The 24,571-nt window shown below is 53.5% G+C and carries 23 protein-coding genes and 1 pseudogene; 13 read left to right on the top strand and 11 right to left on the bottom strand.

Annotation, left to right across the window (positions count from 1 at the left end; genetic code table 11):
- Positions 1-218: 218 nt before the first annotated feature.
- A complete protein-coding gene (gene moaA / locus SH139x_RS01190; RefSeq protein ID WP_488353465.1) occupies positions 219-1,244 on the top strand; it encodes a GTP 3',8-cyclase MoaA in 1,026 nt (341 codons plus the stop codon).
- 36 nt (positions 1,245-1,280) lie between these two features.
- Here the strand turns inward: moaA and SH139x_RS01185 are convergent, their stop codons facing one another.
- The 3 genes from SH139x_RS01185 to SH139x_RS01175 all read right to left on the bottom strand — a co-directional run bounded on the left by SH139x_RS01185 (position 1,281) and on the right by SH139x_RS01175 (position 4,090).
- Positions 1,281-2,633, bottom strand: a complete 1,353-nt coding sequence (locus tag SH139x_RS01185; RefSeq protein WP_488353464.1) for a Gfo/Idh/MocA family protein — start codon at positions 2,631-2,633, stop codon at positions 1,281-1,283.
- A 113-nt stretch (positions 2,634-2,746) separates the two neighbouring features.
- Positions 2,747-3,694, bottom strand: a complete 948-nt coding sequence (locus SH139x_RS01180) for a hydroxypyruvate isomerase family protein (protein WP_488353463.1) — start codon at positions 3,692-3,694, stop codon at positions 2,747-2,749.
- Positions 3,695-3,844: 150 nt separating this feature from the next.
- A complete protein-coding gene (locus SH139x_RS01175; RefSeq protein ID WP_488353462.1) occupies positions 3,845-4,090 on the bottom strand; it encodes a hypothetical protein in 246 nt (81 codons plus the stop codon).
- Positions 4,091-4,333: 243 nt separating this feature from the next.
- On the opposite strand from SH139x_RS01175, the gene SH139x_RS01170 reads away from it, so the two are divergent.
- The gene (locus tag SH139x_RS01170; protein ID WP_488353461.1) at positions 4,334-4,882 is read left to right on the top strand and encodes a hypothetical protein; all 549 of its coding nucleotides are present in this window, start codon (positions 4,334-4,336) and stop codon (positions 4,880-4,882) included.
- Here the strand turns inward: SH139x_RS01170 and SH139x_RS01165 are convergent.
- Positions 4,866-5,033 (bottom strand): YqaE/Pmp3 family membrane protein, encoded by a 168-nt coding sequence (locus tag SH139x_RS01165; protein ID WP_488353460.1) that lies wholly within the window; start codon positions 5,031-5,033, stop codon positions 4,866-4,868. The two genes, SH139x_RS01170 and SH139x_RS01165, sit on opposite strands and share 17 nt — an antisense overlap.
- Before the next feature lie 336 nt (positions 5,034-5,369).
- On the opposite strand from SH139x_RS01165, the gene SH139x_RS01160 reads away from it, so the two are divergent.
- Together SH139x_RS01160 and SH139x_RS01155 are read left to right on the top strand one after the other, a co-directional pair.
- Positions 5,370-5,639, top strand: a complete 270-nt coding sequence (locus SH139x_RS01160) for a GlsB/YeaQ/YmgE family stress response membrane protein (protein ID WP_488353459.1) — start codon at positions 5,370-5,372, stop codon at positions 5,637-5,639.
- 78 nt (positions 5,640-5,717) lie between these two features.
- Positions 5,718-6,086 carry a hypothetical protein gene (locus SH139x_RS01155; RefSeq protein ID WP_488353458.1) on the top strand — a complete coding sequence of 123 codons (369 nt, stop codon included), beginning with the start codon at positions 5,718-5,720 and terminating at the stop codon, positions 6,084-6,086.
- 44 nt (positions 6,087-6,130) lie between these two features.
- On the opposite strand, the gene SH139x_RS01150 is transcribed toward SH139x_RS01155, so the two are convergent.
- Positions 6,131-7,033: a hypothetical protein gene (locus SH139x_RS01150; RefSeq protein ID WP_488353457.1), complete on the bottom strand. Its 903-nt coding sequence runs from the start codon at positions 7,031-7,033 to the stop codon at positions 6,131-6,133.
- 193 nt (positions 7,034-7,226) lie between these two features.
- Positions 7,227-7,775, bottom strand: coding sequence for a YceI family protein (locus SH139x_RS01145; RefSeq protein ID WP_488353456.1), 549 nt, complete (start codon positions 7,773-7,775; stop codon positions 7,227-7,229).
- A 720-nt stretch (positions 7,776-8,495) separates the two neighbouring features.
- Here SH139x_RS01145 and SH139x_RS01140 point away from each other — a divergent pair.
- Both SH139x_RS01140 and SH139x_RS01135 read left to right on the top strand, forming a co-directional pair.
- Entirely contained in the window at positions 8,496-9,803 is a 1,308-nt protein-coding gene (locus SH139x_RS01140; RefSeq protein ID WP_488353455.1) for a Gfo/Idh/MocA family protein, read from the top strand.
- Positions 9,804-10,120: 317 nt separating this feature from the next.
- Entirely contained in the window at positions 10,121-11,419 is a 1,299-nt protein-coding gene (locus SH139x_RS01135; protein ID WP_488353454.1) for a polysaccharide biosynthesis/export family protein, read from the top strand.
- Positions 11,420-11,508: 89 nt separating this feature from the next.
- Here SH139x_RS01135 and SH139x_RS01130 read toward each other — a convergent pair whose 3' ends face one another.
- From SH139x_RS01130 to SH139x_RS01115, 4 genes are all read right to left on the bottom strand, one after another.
- On the bottom strand, positions 11,509-12,165 hold the full coding sequence (locus SH139x_RS01130) for a YdcF family protein (protein WP_488353453.1): 657 nt from the start codon (positions 12,163-12,165) through the stop codon (positions 11,509-11,511).
- A 120-nt stretch (positions 12,166-12,285) separates the two neighbouring features.
- A complete protein-coding gene (locus SH139x_RS01125; RefSeq protein WP_488353452.1) occupies positions 12,286-13,329 on the bottom strand; it encodes an HlyD family secretion protein in 1,044 nt (347 codons plus the stop codon).
- A complete protein-coding gene (locus SH139x_RS01120; protein WP_488353451.1) occupies positions 13,326-14,012 on the bottom strand; it encodes an ABC transporter ATP-binding protein in 687 nt (228 codons plus the stop codon). The genes SH139x_RS01125 and SH139x_RS01120 overlap by 4 nt, the downstream gene beginning before the upstream one ends.
- An 8-nt stretch (positions 14,013-14,020) precedes the next feature.
- Positions 14,021-15,148 (bottom strand): ABC transporter permease, encoded by a 1,128-nt coding sequence (locus SH139x_RS01115; protein ID WP_488353450.1) that lies wholly within the window; start codon positions 15,146-15,148, stop codon positions 14,021-14,023.
- Positions 15,149-15,611: 463 nt separating this feature from the next.
- Here SH139x_RS01115 and SH139x_RS01110 point away from each other — a divergent pair, with 463 nt between their 5' ends.
- The 5 genes and pseudogenes from SH139x_RS01110 (at position 15,612) to SH139x_RS01090 (ending at position 19,764) form a co-directional block, all read left to right on the top strand.
- Complete coding sequence (locus SH139x_RS01110; protein ID WP_488353449.1) at positions 15,612-16,382, top strand: N-acyl amino acid synthase FeeM domain-containing protein; 771 nt, start codon at positions 15,612-15,614, stop codon at positions 16,380-16,382.
- A gap of 621 nt (positions 16,383-17,003) precedes the next feature.
- Positions 17,004-17,858 carry a CPBP family glutamic-type intramembrane protease gene (locus tag SH139x_RS01105; protein ID WP_488353448.1) on the top strand — a complete coding sequence of 285 codons (855 nt, stop codon included), beginning with the start codon at positions 17,004-17,006 and terminating at the stop codon, positions 17,856-17,858.
- 39 nt (positions 17,859-17,897) lie between these two features.
- Positions 17,898-17,999, top strand: a pseudogene (locus SH139x_RS01100) (hypothetical protein); the annotation flags it as partial.
- Positions 18,000-18,114: 115 nt separating this feature from the next.
- Complete coding sequence (locus SH139x_RS01095) at positions 18,115-18,369, top strand: S8 family serine peptidase (protein WP_488353447.1); 255 nt, start codon at positions 18,115-18,117, stop codon at positions 18,367-18,369.
- 639 nt (positions 18,370-19,008) lie between these two features.
- On the top strand, positions 19,009-19,764 hold the full coding sequence (locus SH139x_RS01090; protein ID WP_488353446.1) for a hypothetical protein: 756 nt from the start codon (positions 19,009-19,011) through the stop codon (positions 19,762-19,764).
- 317 nt (positions 19,765-20,081) lie between these two features.
- On the opposite strand, the gene SH139x_RS01085 is transcribed toward SH139x_RS01090, so the two are convergent.
- Positions 20,082-20,408 (bottom strand): hypothetical protein, encoded by a 327-nt coding sequence (locus SH139x_RS01085; RefSeq protein ID WP_488353445.1) that lies wholly within the window; start codon positions 20,406-20,408, stop codon positions 20,082-20,084.
- A gap of 672 nt (positions 20,409-21,080) precedes the next feature.
- On the opposite strand from SH139x_RS01085, the gene SH139x_RS01080 reads away from it, so the two are divergent.
- Entirely contained in the window at positions 21,081-22,127 is a 1,047-nt protein-coding gene (locus tag SH139x_RS01080) for an exosortase/archaeosortase family protein (RefSeq protein ID WP_488353444.1), read from the top strand.
- Positions 22,128-22,406: 279 nt separating this feature from the next.
- Positions 22,407-24,536, top strand: coding sequence for a polysaccharide biosynthesis tyrosine autokinase (locus SH139x_RS01075; protein ID WP_488353443.1), 2,130 nt, complete (start codon positions 22,407-22,409; stop codon positions 24,534-24,536).
- The last annotated feature ends 35 nt before the right edge of the window (positions 24,537-24,571 follow it).

Below are 24,571 nucleotides of genomic sequence, written 5' to 3'. Positions count from 1 at the left end.
TCTGAATAACGCTTATCGTACATCATATTCGGACTGCTAGTGCCCGTGGCCAAAAGGCTGTCCTTCCACCACTTTAAATGAGTAATTCTTCGGCCAAGCAATTCGCTCTGTTGCTCAACGAGTGTTAAACTAGCAATCGAGAGACGCAACCGGAACGATTACCCGCCGCACGTAACAACCAAACTTTGCTTTTTTCCACCTCCGCTTTTTCATTGTCGATGGCTACACTTCCGATCGTTGCCGCCAAGACCACAAGCCAACTCGTTGATCTTTTTGGCCGCGTGCATACCAGCCTACGGATCAGCGTCACGGATCGCTGTAACCTGCGCTGCCTCTATTGCATGCCCGAGTCGGCAGACGACTTTGAGGAATCCGAACATTTACTGTCCTTCGACCAGATCGTCCGACTGACTCGCATCTTGGCCAGCGTCGGCATTGAAAAGCTCCGCATCACGGGAGGCGAACCGACGCTCCGCAGCAACCTGCCCGAACTAATCGCACGCCTTCGTGCGATCCCCGGGATAAAGGAGTTGGCAATCACTACCAACGGCATGCGGCTCGATAGGCTCGCTGGAGAACTTCGTCGCGCCGGGCTATCACGTGTCAACATCAGCCTTGACGCACTTCACGAAGACGCTTTTTATCGCATCACCCGCCGTCGCGGTTTGGCTCAGGTCATTCGCGGCATCGAGGCGGCAATCGAGGCTGGCTTTTCCTCCGTCCGCTTAAACGCGCTCGCTATCAAAGGGCTCAATGAAGACCAAATCATGCCGCTCGTTGAATTTGCCTTCTCGCGCGGCTTGACCCTTCGCTTTATCGAATACATGCCGCTGGGGGGCGATCGCGATTGGCAAACCAGCCAAGTGCTGAGCGGGGCCGAATTGCGAGCCCAAATTGAAAAACAACTCGGCCCCCTGACTCCACTTCCCCGCACCGATCCCTCCCAACCTTCGACCGATTTTGGCTACGGAAACGAACAGGGAACGATTGGCTTTATCAATTCCGTCTCCGAACCATTTTGCGGAAACTGCAATAGACTCCGCCTGACCGCAGAAGGTGCTTTGCGAAACTGCCTCTTCTCGCATCAAGAATGGTCCCTGAAACCTCTGCTTACCGAAGCGGCAACCGACGCCGAGTTGCTAGCCGAAATTCGTCGCTGCGTGTCGGCCAAACAAGCGGGCCACCTAATCACGCAGCCCACGTTTCGGCAACCCGATCGACCGATGTATAAAATCGGCGGCTGAACGAACCAAGCACTTTCCAAACCACACTTGGCACGGCTAAGCGTTCGCAGGATGCACCCACGGCTCGCGATAAGGCCGCAGCAACAGGGCATTGGCTTGCTCATCATCCACCGCTCGATGCTGTTCCGCATCCCACTGAATTGTCCGGCCCAACGTCAAGGCATTATTAGCCAAAATACAGCTGGCTGATGAAATATGCCCTTCTTCGATGTCAGCCACCGGACGCTTTCGCGAATCAATGCAATCAAGAAAATTTTGCATGTGACCTCGAATCGCCGAAGCAACCGGCAACTCCAGGTTCCACTGCTTCTGATCATCTAAATCACGCGGATATTTGTCGGTTTCAATGACTGCTTGGCCACTTAACCGCTGGCCTCTTCCGCGGGGAATAAACTCATACTTTTGGACACTCATCTTCAGCGTCCCTTGGCTGCCATATATGGTGGCTCCCCAGAGAAATTCGGGATCGGGCGGGTCTCCCCAACTACGATGCGTCCAACAAACGTTTAAATCATCAAACTCAAACGTTGCTGTCTGCGTATCAGTCGTGTTCGCTTTAGCCTGCTGCTGGACTAAAATACCACCACTACTGCTAATGCGTTTCGGCCATGACAAACCTAACGACCAGCGAACCAAGTCGAGCATGTGGACACACATATCACCGACAATACCGTTGCTATACTCCATGAAAGCACGCCAGCCTCGGGGATGCACCAATTCGTTATAAGGCCGCAACGGCGCCGGACCTGTCCAGAAATCGTAATCAAGCGTTTCCGGAGCTTTGCTATCAGGCGGGTTTTGCTGTGACCGCATGTGGTAATAGCAATAAACCTCGGCATGCGCGATGTCTCCCAGCAACCCCGCCTCAATCACTCGCTCTTTTGCCTCGATCAAGTGCGGTGTGCTTCGCCGCTGCGTACCAACCTGCACAACTCGCTGGTGCCGCCGGGCCGCGTCAACCATCGCCTTGCTTTCCAAAACGTCTATCGCGGTCGGCTTTTGCACCCAAACATCGGCTCCAGCTTCAACCGCCGCGATCATTGGCAACGCGTGCCAATGATCGGGGGTATCAACCATCACAATATCTAAATCTTGCTCAGCCAGCAGTTGTCGATAATCACTGTAAGTGCGTGGTCGCGCACCCGACTCTTGACGGGAGGCAAATAAATCAGCCGCTTCCGCTAACATTCGCGAATCGACGTCACAGAGTGAAACAACTTCACAGGGCGCGACATTCAATAGCTGTAACAAATCACATTTGCCATACCACCCCGGGCCAATCAGCCCCACCCGTCGCTTGGCCTCGCTAGCCGTCGCGTATGCTTTGGGAGCAATGGCAGCCAGACTAGCTGCGGCGGCCCCCGCTTGCAGAAAATCACGTCGTTTCATGGAGTCACTCTTAGGGTGTGAAGTTTCAGCACTCAAACACTATAGTATCGACACGCCATAACACGTGCTGGCTAAACCATGCTGGCTAGACCGTGCTGGCTAAACCGTGCTGGCTAAACCGTGCACTGGCGCACTGCGTCACGAAGCCCCGCAAGCGGATCGCGGACCGGAATAAATTCATGAGCGAAATAGCCATCAAAACCAGTCTCGGCGATCGCCCGCGCAATCGGTGGATATAGCAATTCCTGCTGATCATCTAACTCATGCCGCCCCGGATTGCCAGCCGTATGGTAGTGGCCAAAGTATTGATGATCCCGTTGAATCGTGCGAATGATATCCCCCTCCATAATTTGCATATGATAAATGTCATACAGCAACTTAAAATTGTCACTTCCCACTCGTTTACACAACTCAACTCCCCACGTCGAATTGTCACACATATAATCTGGGTGATCTACCTTGCTATTCAACAACTCCATATTCAAAATTACGTTGTGCTTCTCGGCGACCGGCACAATCCGCTTGAGCGCATCCACGCAGTTCTTCATTCCCTGTTCGCGGTCAATACCACGCGCGTTGCCCGAGAAGGTAATCACATTGCGCCAGCCCTCGGCCGCAGTCGCTTCGATCGCCTTATTCAGGCTTTCCAATGCCATGTCGTGGTACTTGGGATCACAGAGGCCATCGGTTAATGGATGCGACGTGACCATCGTGCAAACCAGGCCGTGCTCTTTGACGGTGGCAAAATCATCAGGCCCCAACAAATCGATTCCCACCATTCCCAGGTTGGCAACCGCGGCCGCCAAATCGGCGACTGACATTCCGTTAAAACACCAGCGGCAAACCGACTGATGCAAACGCCCATTCGTAGCATCGACGGCCGCTGCATCCTGCTCAGCGGGTGTTGCCACACTGACCTCCTTTGGTGGTTGGGCAACCGCCCGCCCGGTCGTCGCAAGAGCCGCCGCGCTACCCGCCACGGTCGCCATGATTGCCGCACGACGAGAAAGCCCATTGGGGGGCATGTTTACATCGTCGCCATCAGGAATTTGCTGAGTCATCCGCTTGCCTCAATAAGTTGGGGTGGAGTGAAAAACGCTGGGGGAATCAAAATTCTCAGGGGACTGGAAACTTGCTCGTTAATCGTCGCCAGCCGACAATCATAATCGATCCAGCCGCCACCACCCAACGGACCCGACCAGCAAAATTCTCTACGTTCCCATCGCGACCGGCATCATTACCTCCGCAGCGGGTAACAGGGTCACGTTCTGGCAGCGTTCCAAGTAAAACTGCCGTGGTTCTTCGCGGCACAGACAGAGGGCCAAAAATCTCCGGCGACCGAGCATCCTGATCGGACTGACCACGCGGCGACTGGAGACCCCTTTGGAGTCGACGTATTCAAGCGAAATCACCCAAGTTTCAGGCTGTTCCATCGCGCGTCGCAATAACAAATGCATTCCCTGGACTCCCTCTGGCAACCAATAAAAACTGCGGCTTGAGGCGAACCAATCACCTCACTGCGACAATCATCGCAAGGGCGTGTGACACCTCTGGTCACTAACGGAAAAGAAAAAGAATTTTTTCATGAATCCGCGGAATTCCCGTCGCAAAACGCTCCCATTCTCCATATCCACTGAGAACGCGGAACAAACTCGCGACTAAGCCCTCAGCAAAGCCTCGGACTATCGGGATCAAGTTAGATGCAAATGTTCACCCCAGGACCTGCCGAATCGTGTCGCCGCTGGATGCCAAACTTGCTCCTGCAACCTTTGCTCCTGCCCAGCGTACTGTGCCTGGCGGCCCTGGTCGCCAGCCCAAGCCAGGCTACCCCCCCTGCGAGCGACCCAATCGAGGTGGAAATCACACGACTTGGTACGAAACTCAGCAGCTACCTCGCTGATAACTTTGATGCGGCACTCGCCGGCGTTGAAATCAAATCACCCCAAGGCTCCAGCACGGCTGCCAAGGGGCTGACCGCTGCCCTCCGACAACAACTTAGCCTGCGCGGCGTAGAACTCACCGGCGGCTCGAAAGCAATAGCTGGCGAGGTCAAATTCGCTCGCACACCCACCGGCAATTGCCTCATGGTGATCACGCTGGACGTAGTGCACCAAGATAAGTCGACCGCAATTAGCCTGCGTGGACGCCGCATCGAATTGGCTGACTTCGATAGCGTCAACAGCTTTGCTGAACGACAACTCAAAAAAGATCCACTTGGCGAAACACCATCGGCTATAGCACAACGATGAGTGCGTGAATGATCCCCACGATCCAGAATCCTAAAATCGTCAAAATTAAGTTGAGCCAAAACTGACCACTGATCCCCGAGTGCACCGCGACCGCAGCCGGTGGCAACAAAATCGCTAAGACGATCTTTAAAACACGATTTTCACTTGGCATCTTTCTATCACCTGCGCGGAGTCGAGTGAATCTTGTTGGGTGAATCTTAGTTGTTGCTGCCCGATAACTTGCCCGATTTTTTATTTAGCAGCGCTGGCAGCTCACGAGCCAGCCCTAGTGCAATTGCAGTACCAACACTCGTTATTTGTCGTTCTGCAAGCAACTGACCAGTAACTCAAGCAATAATCGGCTTAGCAATCACCAGCCGGCGCAGCGATCCAGGCCCCCGCCACCATCACCTTGGCATGAGCTTTGCACTCTGTGCTGTAAATCACTCATTGGGGCACGACACCACGTTGGCTCCTGCCCGCCAGTGATCACGCACAGGGAATTTACATGCTCATACCTATTCTTGGATGGCTGCTGTTTGGTCTTATCATCGGCGCTCTAGCGCGACTCATTATGCCAGGCGAACAATCGATCGGGGTGCTAGGCACCATGCTGCTCGGCATCGCTGGGTCATTCGTCGGAGGATTTGCGGCGTACTTGATTTTCGGTGGCGAACCGCTCCAAGCCAGCGGCTGGATAGGCTCCCTCTTGGGCGCCGTGATTCTGATCGCCCTCAGCGGCTATGCCGGTCGCCGATCTGCTCATCACGCCCGCTAGCCCATCACGCCCGCTAGCTCAGCCAATATGATGCAACCGAAAAACCCATTTCCCTCGAGCCCAAAGCGAACAACCGGTATGGAAGATTCCACTCCCGAAATCGAACGGATTCTCGATGAAATCACCACGATTTGTCGCGACTCGCTACTGGCGAACTCAGAGTTCGACCAAGCACGAATCGACCAATTGACAAAAGCCCTTGTTATCAATGGGTGGAAACGCCACCAAGCCTATTCCACTCCATTGGCTGTACAAGTTAAGCAGCGCGTCATCGACTCGCTGGAAAACCAATCGCTCCACCACAAAGCCCAGCTCGAATCCCTAGCAAAAGAAGTGCAAAACGCTTACGACAGCGCCTCAAAATACGAGACAACAATGCCCGAAAGCGAACGTCCCGTAAACAAGCGTAAAGAGCTCTCGGCACGCCCCCCCAACACAAATCCTTAAGTGTGGTCTTGCGGTCCCCAACGCTTGCAGATCAACACAACCAATTACCACTCCGCCTCACCGCTGGCTCCAAAAGCCTGCCAAGCAACCAGGGCAAGCATCATCACAGCAAACACGGCAGCCACGGAGACTCTCATCCAAGTGCTTTGCTTGCTGAGCAGCAACAAGTCAAGCAAACCAATCGCGGAAGGCAAAAACAAGACGACTGCATATAGCCACCAGGGATAATCCGTATATGAATAGAATCGCCACGAGGCTATGGTGGCGGCGGCCATTAACATTGCCGGATAAAGCAACGCCAGGGCGGCCCACTGCCCGCCAATCATCGCAATCAGGGCGGCAACGGAGGTGACAGAGATCGCAGCCAGTTGCCACTCCGCCAAGCTGCCAAATTCGCTGCCCGCCAGCATCGCAGCCCCTCCCTGTCCAGCAATCGCCACCAGCAGGACCCAGCGAACAGTGCCGCGTCGTGCCAGCCAATCCAAGCTCCACATATTGCAGCAAGCGCTCAAGACAACAGCCAACACCCAAAACCGATGCAATTCAACCGTGTCTTCCCAGCCACTGCCGGTCGGGATCACCACGTAAGCCGTCGCTACGGCACCCAGCAATCCCAGCAGGCAACGCCAGCGCTCCAGGCTGGGGCGATCGCCGAGCACAATCGCCATTGCCAAGCCCGTCAGCGAGATCGGCCAAAGCACCCTCTGCCAAACATCCTCCGGCCAAATCGACCACGTCTGACGACCATATAATGCGAGCCCAAGCGCCACGCTGAAACCAACAACATACAAGCTCCCCTGGACTGCCGACGCTGTCGCCGGCTTTTCAGAAGCATCCAAACCCATCGTCGACTTCAAGCCTCGCCCAACTGCCATTGATAGCAGCCAAGCAAACAAGGCGACGACTCCCGGAACAGCCACACCCCAAATAATAATTTGCTGATCCATTTATCCCAAACCTTCATAACTCATCGCGAATCTATACACCACTCACCCTCGCAAACGTCAAGTGCATCCATAACAACTCTTTCGATATGCGAGAGCGGGCACATACCATCGGTGGATCGTTCGCTGAGCGCATCAAGATGCTGAGCTGAACAATCCGTCATGCAGCTCGGCATTTGGCAATGCGGCTCGACAATTAACGAGTGAACAAGAAAGTCACCTTGATGGCGACCTCATCGTTAATCTTGCCCTTACCATAATCCATACCCCATTTAGTTCGGTCGATCTTGAAGTCGCTGACCAGCTTAACCCCGCCGTCGCTGACCTCGACCGTTGCCGGAATCTCCACCTTAACTTCCTTGTCGAGCATTTTCATCACACCCAATATCTTCACTTGCCCCGCTTCGTCTCCCGGGACAATTTGTGTCGATTTGAAATTGATTTTCGGGTGCTTGCGGACATCGAAGAAATCGGGATTCTTCAAATGACTCGTTAATTTCTCGGCGTCCGACCACAAACTTGCAGTTGCAATCTCAATCTCCAAAGATCCCTTCGTGGGATCTTCAAAATCAGCCATCGCCTTCGCTGTAAACTCCTTAAATCCACCCGCATGCTTTCCATCGGGCTTTGCTCCCACAAACTCAATCTTCGACTTTTTGGTGTCAAGCGTTAAGCTTTCTGCCGCATTGGCGACGCCAACCACAGAAACCAAACTAAGCATTACAACCGTTGCACGCATTAACATAAAAACTTTTCCAGAGACGTGAAAAAATAGCACAGCCTACTCGAACAACCGCTGCTACCGAGAAGGCGACAAAAATCCATTCACGCTGCCTGCCCGGCCCGGGGCTCAGCAAAAGTAAATCGAGCACCGGTCGCAAGTGAAAGAATTCATGATCAGTATAACCGATAAACTAGCCGGCAAAGACGCCCCCCCTGCAATGAGACAGGACACGGGCCTGGCGGTAGTTCTTGACCCAACCTGTACCCGCGAATTAGCACGCGGTGGGCAATAGAAAGCCTGTGAAAATCAGGCGGGCATGATGCCTCTCCTGGAATCTAGCCCCGCGGGACGCGAGCAAGGAAGAAGCGTCACTGGGCAGAGTAAACGCATCGATCCTTACTCGCAATCCCTCGGAAACTCAAAGGGCGCGACTCGAAGCGTTTCGGGGCAGGTCCACGCACCGATCGCTCCCTTCGTGAGTTCCTATCGGCTTTCCACATGCGCGACAGCGAATTAAAATTCCGTATTTGGTAATTCATTCATCCTGAAAATGATCAAAAGAACAGTTCCAAAAAACTCGCTACTCGCACTAAGCGAACCAGATACCAAAACAACCCCAGCACAAAAAACCGGGCGGGAAATTCGCTCACCAATTACCCATGCTTTATACTGAGGGCTCGAACAAACCACGACCCTTCACACCGCTATGCGAAAATCTCGCCCATTAAATGGACAATGACGATGCCTTCTCGCACCCAACAGACCCGCCGACAAGTACTCAGCACGCTCACCGCAGCTTCCGCTGGGGCACTCACCGGTGGCTTCCACCTCAACCCCAACACTACTTCAGCTGCCACGAGCCCCAATGATCGCATCACGCTGGGCGTGATCGGAATTGGCCCTCGCTGCACCTATGATCTCAAAGCTATGCTGCAACTCGCCGACATTCGTTGCATCGCGATTGCCGAAGTGCAAGAGAATCGTCGGCAGGCGGGCAAGAAACTCGTTGACACTCACTACGGCAATGCGGACTGCGAGCTCCACCGGGATTTTCGAGAACTGCTCAGTCGTAAGGACATCGATACCGTCTTAATTGCAACGGGAGATCGCTGGCACGCTGCCGCTTCAATCCTGGCCGCCGAAGCAGGAAAAGATGTCTACAGTGAAAAACCTTGTGGCATCACGATCGCCGATTGCCAGCAATTAGCCGACACGATGCAACGCACCGAACGGGTGTTCCAAGCCGGCACACAACGTCGCAGCGTCCCCAATTTCGGCGCAGCAGTCGATCTGGCACACCAGGGCAAGCTTGGAAAACTACGCACGCTACACGCGTCCGTCTATCAGCCGGTCCTCGACAATTCCTGGCTTCCCAGCCAAGCCACACCGCCAATTGACATGGTTGACTGGAACTTGTGGCTGGGCCCCGCACCTTGGCGGCCTTATAACGAACAGTATGTCAATGGCGGCTGGCGCGGTCAGTGGGACTTTGACTCCGGGGCTCGCCTGCTGGACTGGGGCGCCCACACGGTTGACCTCTGCCAATGGGCCAACCAAGCGGATGATACATTACCCATAGAATATGAACCCAAAGAGAAGAATATCATCTGCCGCTACTCGAATGGCGTCGAATTAATCATTGATTTCCTACCTGATCCATTCGGTGATCGGTCCCCCCATTACATTACTCGCCTGGGTACCTGTCCAGTACGTTTTATCGGTGATGCGGGCTGGGTGGAAACGGGCGACAGCGGTGAAATTGTCACCTCCTCATCCACCCTCGACGCTCAACTACCGAAATCAAGCAAACAAGTTCGCGGACTTGACGTTACGGCTCACTCTCGCAATTTTTTCGATTGCGTCCGCTCTCGAAAACCGGCGAACGCAAATCCACAAGTCATGCGTCACTCCCATATCGCGTGCCATGCCGCGGCAATCGCTTGGATCTTGCAGCGCAAGCTCAGAATTGACCCAGCAACCGAGACATTCATTGACGATGACCAAGCAAACCTGCTCTGCTCCAGGGCATCCCGTGACTGGACTACTTGAACTACTGAGAATTAATGCCTCATTGAATAGAAAGCGTAATTTCAAGCTGGATCTTGCTCCGGCCATCCAGCCTAACCCGACGTCACTCACCGTTTAACCACCCTTCCTAATCCACTCCACCCTGGCGATGATGCGCCCCACCCTCCCGAGAGTCCAGTTTTGCTGGTCTTAGGTTCTGCGAGGGAACCTGCTCAGGAATCGATGCCGATCCTCGGCTGTGCACTGGCTTGACTTGCCTCGCATTGTCGAAGGAACACATAAGACGGCCGAATGAGTCGGCGGTCGACGAATGGATTCGTCAGTCATGAGAGAGCATAATGAGTAAGCTACAGATGATGTCAGCGGTGGGTTTCCTACTTATGCAAGGATGCCTGACAGGATGTTCTTCACTGACCTTTCCGATTCGAGGCGTACCCGCTAACTGCCTCCCGCCCGATGCTCGCGGTGAGGCCAAAAGGGATCTAGTTCCGATCGACGTGACCCAGCTCTCACAGCCGCGTCCCGAGACCTATCGGCTGGCGGCCGGAGATGTGCTCTCGATCTATGTGCCCGGAGTCATCCCTTTTAATCCACCGCAACAAGTGCCCCAACTTCCCCCAATCCACTTTCCAGAACCGGGCAGCGATCTGCAACCCTCCATCGGCTTTCCCGTTGCCGTGCAAGAAAGTGGTAAAATCACCCTCCCATCGATAGAGCCACTCAACGTTGCCGGGCTTTCGGTTGAAGAGGCGGCGGAGGCAATCCGACGCAGCTATTTGGTTGAAAATGTTCTCCGTGACCAACAAACGTATCCGGTCGTCACCCTACTAAGAGCTCGCACCTATCTCGTCACGGTGATCCGAGAAGATACGGGCCGACAAAGCCCCCTCGGCAACGACCACGCGGCCGCTGGCATGACGGTGGACCTTCCCGCGTATCAAAATGATATTCTGGGAGCGTTGATGGCAACCGGTGGGCTCCCAGGACTTGCCGCGAAGAATGAGATTCAAGTCTACCGACAATCGCATCGGAATTTGTCGCCACCAAACCAGACTATTCTGATTCCCGGCACCTCTTTTCAGACCTTACCTCCGGGCCACTGCACAGAATCCATCGAAACCCATTCGTTTGGTTCGGCCGATTTGGTGATTCCGATGCGCGTCCCCCGCGGCACACAACTGGAACTCGACCCAAACTCGGTCATCCTAGAGAGTGGCGACACAATCTACATTGCAAACCGTCAAACGGAAGTGTTTTACACTGCCGGAATGCTACCCGGCGGTGAGCATCTCCTACCTCGTGATTACGATGTGGACATCTTCGCCGCAATGGCGATTGCTGGCTACTCTTATGGAAACGCTCAGTCAGCTGGCGGAGGCGGTGGCGGAGGCGGAGGCGGAGGCATGATGCCCGGGACGGGCGTCATCCCTTCACAATTGTTTATCTTCAGACAACGTCCCGACGGAACTCAATATGCCATCGAGGTTGATTTAGCAAAAGCCATCAAAGACGAACAAGAACGCTTGCTCGTCCAACCCGGAGACAAACTTCTACTGCGTTACTCCTGCAAAGAAGAAATCCTCAATTTTGGCATTATATCTTTCTTTACTTTTGGAATTCGTCAGCTTTTCAATTGATTCGAAACGGCGAGAACTTGGGAGGCATAAACTTTGTTGATTAAGACCGCAATAGGTTGATTAGCCTACCTCCCCGCAGCGGCGCGCGGTCACCTGGCGACAAAAAAATACACCGCGAGCTTGGCATATTCAATCCACAATGGTCCGTCGATTTCGACACTTTCTCCGGGTTGGGACGCCGCAAAACATTGAATTTCAACTTGAGGTGGCATTGAGCGGCGAAAGGAAAGTTGACTGCGGCGGGTGTGAGCCGCAGACGTGACGACAACCAAGCGTCGTAGGTCTGGCTCTTGTTTTGCGACTGCTCTCGCCTCGCTAAGCGAACCGAACATCGCAGAAGATGGCACGCTCACTGTTGAGATATCTTCGGCGGGGACGCCGAGCAAGCCGAAGTACTCAATGGTACGTTGCAGTCGTGTTTGCGTGCTCTTTTGTACGAAACTATAACCTGCGGGTTCATTTTCCGCCAGTACGATCAGCCTCGGCACACGCCCCATATGGTAGAGATCAGATGCAGCACGGACGCGTTCCCAGTAAGCGTATCCGTCTGCCATCACGTATGCAGCGTCACCCGCAGCGTCGGGGTCATGCACGAAAAGCGGGTAAGCAATCCCCCCCCGGACAGGCCGAAACGAGAGCAGGATCGTGGTCATCAACCAACAAGCAAGGAGGATGTAGAAACGTCTCCGCCAGCGATTTCGCTTCTTCAGCAGCGCATATTGAGGAAGGATAGCGGTCTTGCTCATCAATAGTTTTTTAACGTCCGTTAGGATCCAAATGTACAGGCGAATCTTCGAGCAGTCGAGCAGTGTCTTTAACGGAGAGCAAACGTTGGTCCACGACCACTCACAACCATGTGTTCCAGCCTAATTAATCTGAATCGACACCTCCACAGGTAATCCGATAGGAAGCTCGGTTTTCGTATCCAGACCAATCCAAACGCGACGGCTAACCGTGTCAACTCGCTCACCTGACCGGTGCGCATATATCCGTTTCGGATTCATCCGAGGTTCGATTTCAACGATCGTCCCAACAAAGTGCACTCCAGGAGCCGCGTCAGCAGAAATCTTGCATCTCTGACCTATTTGGATGTTTAGCACATCAAACTCGTCAACTTCCGCTACCACCCTCTTTTGCTTAGTATCGGCAAGCACGATCAATGCCTGATCGTCATTTGGACCGGCCAATTCGCCGACTTTAGCATTAACGGCCAGAACTTGGCTCTCGAAAGGCGCCACGATTCGAGTTCGATCCAATTGAATCTGCGACAGATCAAGTCGGGCTCTAGCAGCTCCTATCATCGCATCAGCCTGCATTAGCTCATCTTCGCGTGGCGGTTGTACACGCGTCTCAAGACGCCCTTTAGCCGCAAACGCCAGCGACCGTAACGCTGTCACTTGAGACTCGAGATCCTCTAGTCGCTGTGGACTCTCCGCCCCTTGTTCCACCAAATTTCGAGCACGGAAGTAAGCTTTTTCAACCCCCACTGTCCTGGCCTTGGCGGCCAAAAATTCTTGCCGGGCCGTTTCGATTTCGCTATCACGAAAACCGTTCTCAATAAGACTCTTGCGGGCAATTGCTTCACGAAGCATCGCAGCCGCCAAGTCACGCTCCTTGGCAAAATGACCCGAATCGAGACTTACCAATGGTTGATTCGCAGTAACCCACTGGCCTCGGACCACATGGACACCAACAATTTGCTCGGCAATACGCGCTCGCATTGAGACCGCCTCCGAGCGCGCTTCGACCCATCCGTTAGCGTGCACCGAGTGGCCGACTAATTCATGATAAATCGCAGGCTCATTAATCAAGCCATCATTGGCTATCGATTGCTGGCGACGCTGCTCATATAAAAGAATTGCGGTACCATAGATGGCAATAACAGTGATTACGACGATACTGGTTTTCACTTGAATTGCCCGTTTTCTATCTCGCAGACTCGATCGGCATACCGCACAATTCGTGGATCATGGGTAACCACAATGGTCGCGGAGTTTGTCGCTGCGATGAGTTCCTTTAGTAATTCCATGACCTCCATTCCCGACTTGCCATCGAGTGCTGCAGTCGGTTCGTCCGCCAAAACTAACGTGGGCGAGGTGATCACTGCCCGCGCCAATGCCACACGTTGACACTGCCCGGGACTCATTGCGGTAGGCAACTGCTTACGGTGCAATTCCAATCCAACACGTTGCAACAACTCGCCCGCCCGGTCGCGAGCCTCGCTTAATGAATAACCCTGCATCGTGAGGGGAACCGCCACGTTGTCTTCTGCCGATAAACCGCGGATTAATTGAAAGCGTTGAAATACAAAACCAATCATCTGGCGGCGTACCGATGTTCGCTGAGCAACACTCAAGTTATCCACGCGACGCTCCATAATCGTCACCGAACCTGACTCGGCCTCCAGCAGACAGCCAAGAATGGATAGCAAAGTGCTTTTACCGCTTCCTGAGGGGCCCGACAAGAACACGCACTCACCCGCATCCGCGTAAAAGTCCACCTCGCGTAGTACGCAGCGTTGTTCACCACCGATTTTGTACGATTTCGAAATCTGGCGTGCCACCAGAACTGCTTGCGAAACAGATTTCACCATCGCAGTTACTATCCCTGCAGAACCGTATGAGGATCGACCCGTCGGATTCGCAGGTATGGTAATGCCGAGGCGGCCAAACAAATCCCAAATACAAGCCCCGCGCTTGAAAGGTACAGACCAAGGGGAATCTCGATCGTCGCTCGAGGTGTGCTTAACAACCAGCCCATGCACCACGCCAGAGCCAGCCCGATACTAATCCCAGCCGCTGCTACTAAACTCGATTGCGCAACAAGCAATAGCATGATCTCTCGTTCCGTCATGCCAATCGCCTTCAACGTCGCAAACTCACTAATTCGATCCAAGACCATGGCGTAGAGAGTCTGAGCAACCATCACCAGACCTACTAAAAGACCCAGGGAGGTCGCGGCACCGAAGCTGAGTCCAATTCCCGTGCGTGTCATCCAAAACTGGACGCTGGTAGATGCATAATCCTCCGCTGTCATTGCTGAAACACCAGACAGGCGACGGCGAATCTCCATACATACCTGCTCGCGATCGACTCCCGGTCGGACACGAACAAGAATGTAGGACGCCATCTTTGGATCACTGTTGACATAATTCGCAGCCCGATCGTAGGTCGTAAATAAATACGGCGTCACCACGAAGCTTAAAATACCATGGCTCTTGGCAACGATACGAGCGCGTTTATTACCCACCTCGCGAAGTTCACCGATGGCCGGTGCAAACAATCTTGCATCATCACACTGATCAACGATCACACCATCGACCAACGAAAGCCCATCAACGGAACCCTCCACGACCGCATAAGCCCGCCCAAGATCAGTCCCATCTTTAACGCCAATCACCGTCACTCCCTCAAAATTGCCGTCAGGAAGGCTAATTTCAGAAAAGCCAATGCGTAACGGCTGAGCTTCCACGACACCCGAGATACTGCGAATACGGTGAATCCAACGCTCCGGAATACTGTGCGGAAAGTCGACATTGTGCATGCCACGATGCCCCACCCAAATATCTGCATTGCTGCGATCGACCAGCAAGCTGGCTTTTTCAATTAAGCCAAAAAACAACCCCCCCTGAATATTCACCAACACCACGGAAAAAATCACACCAATCAAACCGGCAAGCAGTTTCCCGCGATCAAACGCCAGCGTACGAAATGCAATGTTCCAAAGCATGAATGCCGCGAAATTAAATGGAAAAGCCGCTTGTGAAAACCACAGCCCCGCAAAAGCGACTCAATCCTTAAAATCGGCCTTTCCGGCCTCCCGCTTTACCAAAAGCCCCCCGCAATCCAAAGAGAAATAACGCAAAAAGCGATGCCCCCCTAAACCACAACAGCATCTGGCCGATTCTACTGCACAGCAAGCGCGACGGTCTTTCGCTCAGCTAACATGCAGGCGATAACCCCTCGCCCGACGAGCAGCAACTCCGCGCCAACCGAACCAATCGATTCATTAGTCATTTTTTTTCGATTTCGCCCCGCTTTCTTTAATTTACTGCCCTTGTAAGGCCGGGTGACATTATAGGGTTCGGAAGCGGGTAAATCATGTGTTGGGGGGGCGGCCACATTCGTTGGCCGGCATACGACTTACGCACTGATGGCTAATTCTCTCATCTTATCTATGAGGCCACCCCATAATGTCTTCTTTGACCATGCGCGATGTTGCCCCATGCGCCGACGCTACCGCATTGTCTGTGCGTTTAGCGAGGTCGCGCGATGACCTCTCCGACGCGTTTCGTCTTGTCTTCGAGTCTTATTACAACGCCGGTTTGGAGCGATCCAACGCGACTCGGATTCGCCTTACACCTCATCATCTGCTACCAACTTCCGAAGTGCTGATCGCCGAACACGGCTCTACGATCACATCAACGCTATCAATGTTCGGCGACGGCTATTTGGGACTGCCGATGGAATCGATGTATGGCCAGCAAGTCAAACTGCTGAGAAATCAAGGGCTCAGGTTAGCGGAAATTGGCAGCCTAGCCGACCGCAGGGATTCTCCAGAACGATTCATCAACACATTTGTGAAGATGGGCCGTCTTCTGGCACAAGTCGCCCACGCCCGAGGCATTGATGCGATTGTCGCTGCCGTGCACCCACGACATGCTCGAATATATAAACGAATCATGGGATTTAGCCAAATTGGTGATGAGGCGAGTTGTCCTTACGCGAACGGCAACCCCGCAGTCGCCCTCTGCTTGAAGTTTGCCGAACATCGGGGAACGCCACTTTACGACCAGTATTTCGGAGATCAAATTCCGCAGCACGATTTGATGCCCTACCACTGGGAACCCGAAACGCGGCGGTTTTTCCGCCAGGTGCTCTATCGCGACTGTGCCGTTGGCGACTCAAGCGCCATCATGGGATACTACAACTGGGCGGTGATCACGGGGCGTTTAACGCCCTAGACGCCACGGTCAGCAAACTTCTAGGGTGCCCCAAACCATGCGGGTTTTGATTCCATACCAACAACACATGCACCAATGGCGAAGATGGCAAGCGAGGTGGGTTTGGGGACAATATCGGGACTCGTCTCTCTCACGATTTTATCGAGGACCGCGGCCTCGAATGCGTTGAAGTCGGCGGCACCCCACCCCCAAACAGACTGTGCTCTCCATCTCCGGAGACGACATGATCAAGCGGTTGGACTCAAATGCTGAAGTGTTAAGCAAATCTTGGCGGCTTCTGAACATTCCATCGGCGATATTGGTCGAATTTCCATGGCCACCGGGCCTGGCCAGAGATCCAAGCTGATTCGCAAAGCTCGTAATCGACGTGGCGTCGCCGAGATGGTGCCAAGCGCTACTAACCGTTACATTCGAGGCAATAAAGACCACGTTTGCCGCAATCCCAATGTGTGCAATAGGGTGGCCAACGATTGGTGTCGCGGCCGCGTTGCTAGTTTTTCGGCTCCATCGACCTAGACTCGGCGAAGCCAAATGGCGGGTCGCCCCCCTAACGCACCCAACCCAGTTACTCTCTACCGTCCAGTTTTTCCAGCGTCGCAGGCAGCAGCGAGGATATTTGACTTGGAAACCATCGGACCAGCCGACTCCAGACCAGAGCCCAAGCCGCTGGACAAATGGGCATCGGAACATCCCTGGCACCCCCGGGTCGCACCCTGGTTTGCGTACTTATTGGTGATGGCGTTGACGTTGCAGGTGAGAGACTGGTACCCCTGGGCGTACGCGCCGCTGAAGATCGTCCAAGCGGTAGTCGTTTGCTATCTGGTCTGGCGTTTCCGCCGCTTGGTGCCGGAAATCACGCTGCGGTTTCATTGCTCGGTCGTCCCGATTTCGGCGGTTTTGGCGGTGGCATGGGTATCCCTGCAGGGTTGGACTGCCCAGTTCTTTCCGCAGTTGGTCGATACCAAGCCAACTTTTTTCCAGACTCTGTATGTCGACCATATGACGCTCTTCTGGATAGCTGCGACCGCGCACCTGGTGGCCATGAGTACTGCGGTTCCGTTGATCGAAGAAACATTCAATCGATCGCTGTTGCTGCGGAGCATCAGCGACGTTCGGGCCACCGGTACCGGGATCCTCCAAATGATCTGCGATCTGCCGATCATCGGCGCATGGCTGGCAAGGACGCCCGCTGGGGTGCGGGCCAACCAAGAACCACCCGCTCTTGGCGCGCAATTTCAGCAAATACCACTGGGTCGCCTGAGCTTTTTAGGCGTAACGACATCGACGACACTATTCATGCTGGTCCACGCCACCGTCGACTGGCCGGGGGCAATCCTTTGTGGGCTGACTTGGTGCATCCTGCTCAACCGCACCCGCCACCTCGGGCTCGGACCAGTGATTTGGTCCCACGCGACCGTCAACTTGTTGCTGTGGATCTACGCGGTCACCCTACAAGATTTTCGAATGCTGCCTTAATGGGCCGCCACGATCAGCACGCTTTGTCCCAGCAGCGACGTGCATGGCGTGTATCGGGCACACGGACTTCAAGAGATCGAAAGGTTGTACAATTCAGCCGACGTTCCAGGCATTCGCCGCGTTTCGATTCCCGCAGCAGCGATCGAGGCGGTCACTTCGGCGCTACAGAACAATCCGCACGTTGAATTTGCCGAACCCAACTTCATGGCATCGACCTTCACGTCGGTCAACGATACTTTCTTCCGATGCCACACTGATGCCTGTGAAGGTGCTAGACAAGGACAATTATGGCAGCTACTCGGCAATCGCCAACGGAATTCGCTGGGCCGCCGACAACAGTGCCCACATCATCAACATGAGTTTGGGCGGCTCAACGCCCTCCACCACGCTCGAAAATGCGGTGGCTTATACGTACTCCGGTGGGGTGACGATCATTGCCGCGGCGGGAAATAATGGCACCAATGCCGACGCCGATCCGCCGACTCCAGCGGCACTGCCACTGCGGGCCTAACGGTGACAGGACCCTGGATCTATGGCAACTTGTTCACTAGTACAGCCGACGCAACTGGGAAAGTGACAGCCACAAGCGCCTTGCTGCAGAAAAAAATAAGCAGCATTTCATTCCGTGTCGAAAATGTCGATCACCCAGACTACGACCCCACCAACACGAATCGCATCGCTTTGATCGATACCCCGTAGGTCTTCGAAAACTCGGAGAAAAATCGCGCAGTGATCTCTGCTCAGCGCGAAAGTCAGTTGCTTGCGTTGATATCGCCACTTGATCCCGCGATAACCAACGCCGCCCACGATGCAGCGCTCTTAGCATTCCTAGGCGAATAGCTCAATCGGCTCGGTTTCACAGACCGATTCAACTGCCCTAAAAGGTGCAACGGGTGTTGCACCCCAGGCGAGACGCAATCATTGGCAACCGTCCCGCTGGCGAAAGTCCAGGGAATTGCGTTAGCCCACTTAAGCTGGTTTGCGAATCACCCCACCGGTCCGAGCTCGCTGAAATCGAATATTCTAGAAAGTTGGTCAAAACAGATCTTCCGAAATTCCTTACTTAAATCGATTGACACCATAGCAACCAATGGTACTATGGGGGAAACTGCAAGTTTGCATTTTTTCCACTTAGGCGGCGATCAGTTCCATGACTCGTTCATTTACGTTAATTTTAGCTTCACTTTGCTTGCTCACAACGGCATCACGCCTCGACGCTGGGGTGATCTTCTCGAATGTCAGTGCGACAAGTAGCTCAGGTACCACATATGCGAACGCCGCACACGGCTATATCGCCGGCAACGACGCACAGAGTGGTGGTAATCCTCTGCTTCGATACTTGAACTCCGGTACGAACGCCGGCGAGATATTAACGCTCCAACCCGGTAACAAAGCATTCCGTATTTCGTCTACTGGAATGTTTTCGACAACACTGGACAGTTTTGCCGGAACAGGAACCCCTGTTGTCGACTTGATTAGTTACCAAGCTAGCAACTTTGACGCACGGGATGGTGGGTCCTGGACGTTTGAGGGAAAAGTTGATGGCTCAGAGAACTCGTCGAATTTACTCAGCTCTGTCGCCTTGGGGCAAAAGATTGGGGAAATCGAGATTACCGGCGATTTATCTGGGTCTATCGCCCTGAGCTTAAAAGCAGGCAACACTTTTTCGGTGTACTTGTTTCAAGACATGTCCGGCATTTCCAAGTTTAATTTCGATCTAACCGATGCCGGAGGAGCCTTATCTCACGCCACACTGTACACCGGAGGGCCAACGGGTGGTGGTGGAGGCGGTTCAGGCGGAGGGGGCGGTGGAACTGGAACTGTTCCGGAGCCCGCGTCGTTTGGCGTGTTACTTGGCGTTGCCGGATTCCGTCGCCGACGCAACACAGTCGCAAAAAATAAGTAATCGATCTCTCCCGCTGCCCATTCCTGACACACCCAATGATCGGCCTCCCCGATGGAGGGGCACTGTCTTTGTGGTTAGGCAAACTGCTAACGAAGAGTGCAAATCGAATCAATTGATTTGTCACTGAAACTGCTCTACACCCCACACCTGCCCATCCACAATCAGCAACGCAAACTTGCTGAACACGTTCGGACACCCGTCGCCAAGACAGCTTGGAACTCGCCCCCGAGCAAACCGCATATCAATAAGCAAGCATGAAGTTTTGAAGCTAGCCAAATCGGCCACCAATTCGTCGCCGCGCGGAAGCGGTGTATTACTCAAACAGGAAAGTACCGCTTGGCACGGACGGCGGAAAAATGCTCGGTTCGCTGGTGAAGAACCAAGTCTTGCGCAGGGAACGGATTTCGCACGGTGCGTAGAGAATTGTGCGAATCATCCTTCTCCTCTTCTTCGATCTGCGGCGCTCGTGACATCCAAATAATGACAATTACCGTACAAACGAGTAAGATCGCAAGCGCGATGAGGAAGGCGAACATTGCTGATTCATACCGAAATTGAGTAGTAGCACCGGCACAAGATTTGCCGGTGCATCGGGTTTCGGGGTAACTCACCTGAGCATGGCAATCTGCTGCAATTTCGCTCAATCGGGCGAAAAGACGCGGAAGCACCTCTGGAACATATTTTTACGTAGTCTATCGGCTATCCAGTTCGAAAACCTATATCAATTTACGTTGGACCCCTAAAAAAGAACTTTTTTCGGAAAATCCTGAGTACGTTCGCCATTACCGCACGCCAACTCCCTCACTCCCTTTTTCTGGCCACTGAACGAAGCCAAGAAAGTAAATCACTCTGATGGCAGATCACACCGCCAGGATGTCCGGCTACCTCCTTTATTCAGAACTCGCAAATCAAAGATGCAACGGCACTGTACCCGCCCTTAAATGACATAAAGCGGCACAGCCACAACCCAACCGCTGTCGACATCGAAATGCCAATTTACAAACTAGTTGACACTCAGCTAACCGCCTGTACTATGGCCACGAGCACTCCCTGCTTTTTAAGGGGAAATGCCTTCCTTACACATGGCGCAGAACCTACGCCACCTGCTTTGCACAACCTGCCGCCATCCCCTCCGAAGAGCTGCACAGCAAATTGACATGATCGACTAACCTGAAGCGTGCGAGCAACAAGCACTGCAAGATTGCGATGTGCGACTTCAGCTCGAACCGCAGGAATGATTTTGAGCCACAGCAGAATGATCACTGGGGCTATTTCTAGATTTGCGAATGAATCGCCTCAACAGTGAAGCTGACATAATGAGTAAGTCGAATCGTCGCAGTAGAGCAAGGCGTCACCCGAAACCGGTGATGCCAGCCGCCGTGCAAAAAAAACACCCTCGGACATCCGGCGATGCCAACGTTCAGGCTCGTTTGCAAGAGGGCAAGGCGGAGAACTTGTCCTATCCGAGCGAGTCACAATGGCTGAGGAAGATCTTGCCAGGAGCTGCTTTATTGGCGGTTGCCATTTTGTATGCCTACTGGCCGACGTTGCAATGGGCCGAGGAGGCATGGCGTAACGAACCTGATTATTCACATGGGTATTTAGTTATCCCCCTTGCTGGCCTGCTCCTCTGGAACCGTCGCGACTCGATGCCCGGATTTCGCTGCCAAGCAAGTCTCCTCGGCCTCGGCTTAATTCTTCTAGCAATTGCCACGCGTGGACTTAGTCGACTAATGTTCGCGGACTTTTTAGATGGCTGGTCGTTACTATTGTTAGTCGGGGGCGTGATTTGGTTTCTGTTTGGCAGGCGAATTTTCTGGTGGAGTTTGCCCGCGGTTTTGTTTTTAGTCTTCATGATTCCCTTACCTTTCCAAGCGGAAAGCATGTTGAGCTGGAAATTACAGGGAGTCGCTACCCACTTGAGCACAACGATGTTGCGGATTTTCGGCCAACCGGCTGTCTCCGAGGCTCATGTCGTCTGGATAAACGATCAACAGCTAATGATTGAGGAAGCTTGCTCTGGGATGCGAATTTTCATCGGAGTCGCGGCACTCGCATTCTTTTGGGCGGCGATGGTCACCCGTAGCTGGATTGATCGCATTATTTTGTTAGCGGCTATCGTGCCATTAGCGGTTTTCGTAAACGCCGCGCGGATCACGTTTGTCGGCATCGCTTACCAATTTGCGGACGGTGCAGCGGCGCGGCAAATGCTTCATGATTTTTCTGGATACTTAATGATTCCGATTGCGTTTAGCTTACTATGGCTACTGAAATCACTTTGGCAGAACTTGTATCGCCCCTTGGTCCGTCTTACTGCCAAAGATTTTATCTCACCACGTGCGCCGGCGAGTTCACCAAGCTGAGGCATCAGCTTTCTACTGCCATTAATTGCCATCTAGCGATTTGGGACCCGCCACTTAAATCACCCGTAATTCACATTCATGAAAAACACAAATCAACATTCCCAACGATCCAAACCCCAAGCTTCCAGGCCCCACTCGCCTCCGGGCAGTTCGGCTTCATTGACTAAAACGCAGGCGACCCAATTTGATCCTCGAATTCTGTGGGTTACCTTTCGCCGCTGCTGGATATGGGCGTTTCCCGTCGGGGCGATCTTGGCCGCCGCAGCTTCATATATCGTAGTGCGCAACTTCGTACCCACTTATCAGGCGACCAGTTTATTAGAGGCGAATGAGGACTATGTGGTCTTCAAGGGAGTAATGCCGGTCGTTAAGGATCTCGCTCGAACAGAAAAAGCTCTGTTTTTTAACTTGATCGTGCTTGAACCGGTCCTAGCGGATGCGGAGTTACGGAGTGCTCCCAGCCTGTCCAACCCAGAAAAAGCGGAGCAAAATCTGCGGCGTAACTTAGAGATCAGGAGTGGGGGGACACCTTCCCGTCTAGAAGTCAGCTACACGGATTCGGACAAGGAAGCCGCGGCGCTGATCTGCAACGCAGTGGTTGAGTCTTACCTACGACAACGCGATGCCTTCGACAGCAGCCGCGTGAACAATCTCGAGCGTTGGCTGGAGCCAGAGATGCAACGTTGGCAACAAGAAGTAAGTGACCGCCAACGGACTGTTCAAAGGCTCAGCAAGCAAACGTTGGGCTATGCGCCGGGCCAACAGACATCAATATTAGAAAACGAGAACACCATGGCGCTGATGACGCGCCTGCGAGCGCAAATTGCTGACCTGACGGTCGAACTTTCTGTCCGTGACGCACAACTGGCAATGCAAGGTAGTTCGAACCAAGACAATGCGTCTCCGCAATCGGACGCATTGTCGACCGCTGGAAACGCTAATTCGGCGAGCCCTTTGAGCGAATTGCGTCTCAGGGAGCCGAGCGACAGTGAGATTGACCAGCTGGTCAATCAGGACCCAAAAGTCGCGGAAGCCATAATGCGCATTAACCGCTACAAGGCAATCATGCTGGACATGGAAGTCAATGGTTTGGAGCGGATCAGTCGCGAATACTATGAACAGAATCGAGCAAAGATTGTGGAATGGGAGCGTAAATTAAATACAGCCAAGCTGGCTGCGCGACAACCAGCAATCGAGAAATTGAATCAATTAGCCGCGGACGATTTGGCAATTCGCAGAGCTGAAGGCAAATTGCAAGAACAGTTGTCTGCGGAGCGGAGCGAAATGAACCAACAGCTTTCGCGAGAGCAATTAGTCACAAAGTTGAGCGTCTTACGAGAACAGTATGACGCAGAGTTAACCCGGCTGGAACAGTTCGGTGGGACAACGGCCGAATTGCAGTTTGCTCAAGAGGAATTAGTAGTCGCAAACGATGTGCTGAAGAAGCTCCGCGACCGCGTTGCCGCAATTCGCACGGAGAGACGTCAAGACGGCGCGGTTCGAGTTTTGTCGGCCGCCACGCCACCCAGCGCACCAGTTAGCGTTCTTCCCTTCAAGAATCTGGGAATGGCCGGCGGCGCAGCGCTGGCCATTCCATTCATGATTGGATTGCTATGGGAACTCCGCGTTCGCCGGGTTACAGATAGCTCCATGTCGGGTGAGCTGTCTGTGGTTGGCGAAGTCGCCCGCTTGCCCTCAGGAAACCGCTCTCAAAAGGAGCGTCGTATATTTGAGGAAAGTGTCGATTCATTACGCGCCAATCTTTTTCTCTCCACACGCTGGAAAGACACTCGCTCCATCGCCGTCGTAAGCAGTATCTCTGGGGAGGGGAAAAGTAGCGTCGCTTCCCAATTGTCGCTATCGATCGCAAAAGCGACCGGAGAAACGGTGCTGCTAGTCGATGCCGACCTACGCTGCCCCGATCAGCATCGACTTTTCCTGTTAGAGATGGGACCGGGGCTTTCTGCTGTTCTGTCAGGAAAAGTCCCCCTGCAAAAAGCCGTCAACACCAGTCTAGGCAACTTGCTTCATATTTTACCGGCAGGCCAGTTAAGCGCGAGCCCGCATCGATTAATGAGTCCTGAACGCTTGCAAGCTTTTATGACGGAAGCTCTGAAGATTTATAAGTACGTGGTGATTGATACGGCGCCCGTGCTGTCGGCAGGAGAGACATTGGCGATTACGTCGACCGTCGAGTCGACGTTACTTTGTGTGATGCGGGACGTTAGTAGGTTCGATTCGATTCAACGGACGACGCGGCGGTTGGAGGCGGCTGGCGCGTCGATCATTGGCACCGTATTCAGTGGTGTCACGTCTCGACAATATGCGTATCGCTATGGCGACTACCAATACGCCATTCGCGGTGGTGACTTTAACACGGGTGACGTACTCGTTGGCAAAGAGAGCTGATTTTCTTTTCGTGCCAACGAAGCTAAGTTGCTATT

Origin of the sequence: Kothea flammea (assembly GCF_052161645.1) — a bacterium.
GTDB lineage: Bacteria > Planctomycetota > Planctomycetia > Pirellulales > Pirellulaceae > Laterigemmans.
The sequence above is the reverse complement of the archived record's forward strand: the minus strand, read 5'-3'. Positions and strand labels throughout refer to the sequence as shown.

Excerpts from the sequence above, each read along its gene's own strand:
- moaA (WP_488353465.1), top strand. The coding sequence starts at position 219 with ATGGCTACACTTCCGATCGTTGCCGCCAAGACCACAAGCCAACTCGTT.
- SH139x_RS01185 (WP_488353464.1), bottom strand. The coding sequence starts at position 2,633 with ATGAAACGACGTGATTTTCTGCAAGCGGGGGCCGCCGCAGCTAGTCTG.
- SH139x_RS01180 (WP_488353463.1), bottom strand. The coding sequence starts at position 3,694 with ATGACTCAGCAAATTCCTGATGGCGACGATGTAAACATGCCCCCCAAT.
- SH139x_RS01175 (WP_488353462.1), bottom strand. The coding sequence starts at position 4,090 with ATGCATTTGTTATTGCGACGCGCGATGGAACAGCCTGAAACTTGGGTG.
- SH139x_RS01170 (WP_488353461.1), top strand. The coding sequence starts at position 4,334 with ATGCAAATGTTCACCCCAGGACCTGCCGAATCGTGTCGCCGCTGGATG.
- SH139x_RS01165 (WP_488353460.1), bottom strand. The coding sequence starts at position 5,033 with ATGCCAAGTGAAAATCGTGTTTTAAAGATCGTCTTAGCGATTTTGTTG.
- SH139x_RS01160 (WP_488353459.1), top strand. The coding sequence starts at position 5,370 with ATGCTCATACCTATTCTTGGATGGCTGCTGTTTGGTCTTATCATCGGC.
- SH139x_RS01155 (WP_488353458.1), top strand. The coding sequence starts at position 5,718 with ATGGAAGATTCCACTCCCGAAATCGAACGGATTCTCGATGAAATCACC.
- SH139x_RS01150 (WP_488353457.1), bottom strand. The coding sequence starts at position 7,033 with ATGGATCAGCAAATTATTATTTGGGGTGTGGCTGTTCCGGGAGTCGTC.
- SH139x_RS01145 (WP_488353456.1), bottom strand. The coding sequence starts at position 7,775 with ATGTTAATGCGTGCAACGGTTGTAATGCTTAGTTTGGTTTCTGTGGTT.
- SH139x_RS01140 (WP_488353455.1), top strand. The coding sequence starts at position 8,496 with ATGCCTTCTCGCACCCAACAGACCCGCCGACAAGTACTCAGCACGCTC.
- SH139x_RS01135 (WP_488353454.1), top strand. The coding sequence starts at position 10,121 with ATGAGTAAGCTACAGATGATGTCAGCGGTGGGTTTCCTACTTATGCAA.
- SH139x_RS01130 (WP_488353453.1), bottom strand. The coding sequence starts at position 12,165 with ATGAGCAAGACCGCTATCCTTCCTCAATATGCGCTGCTGAAGAAGCGA.
- SH139x_RS01120 (WP_488353451.1), bottom strand. The coding sequence starts at position 14,012 with ATGGTGAAATCTGTTTCGCAAGCAGTTCTGGTGGCACGCCAGATTTCG.
- SH139x_RS01115 (WP_488353450.1), bottom strand. The coding sequence starts at position 15,148 with ATGCTTTGGAACATTGCATTTCGTACGCTGGCGTTTGATCGCGGGAAA.
- SH139x_RS01110 (WP_488353449.1), top strand. The coding sequence starts at position 15,612 with ATGTCTTCTTTGACCATGCGCGATGTTGCCCCATGCGCCGACGCTACC.
- SH139x_RS01095 (WP_488353447.1), top strand. The coding sequence starts at position 18,115 with ATGCCTGTGAAGGTGCTAGACAAGGACAATTATGGCAGCTACTCGGCA.
- SH139x_RS01090 (WP_488353446.1), top strand. The coding sequence starts at position 19,009 with ATGACTCGTTCATTTACGTTAATTTTAGCTTCACTTTGCTTGCTCACA.
- SH139x_RS01080 (WP_488353444.1), top strand. The coding sequence starts at position 21,081 with ATGAGTAAGTCGAATCGTCGCAGTAGAGCAAGGCGTCACCCGAAACCG.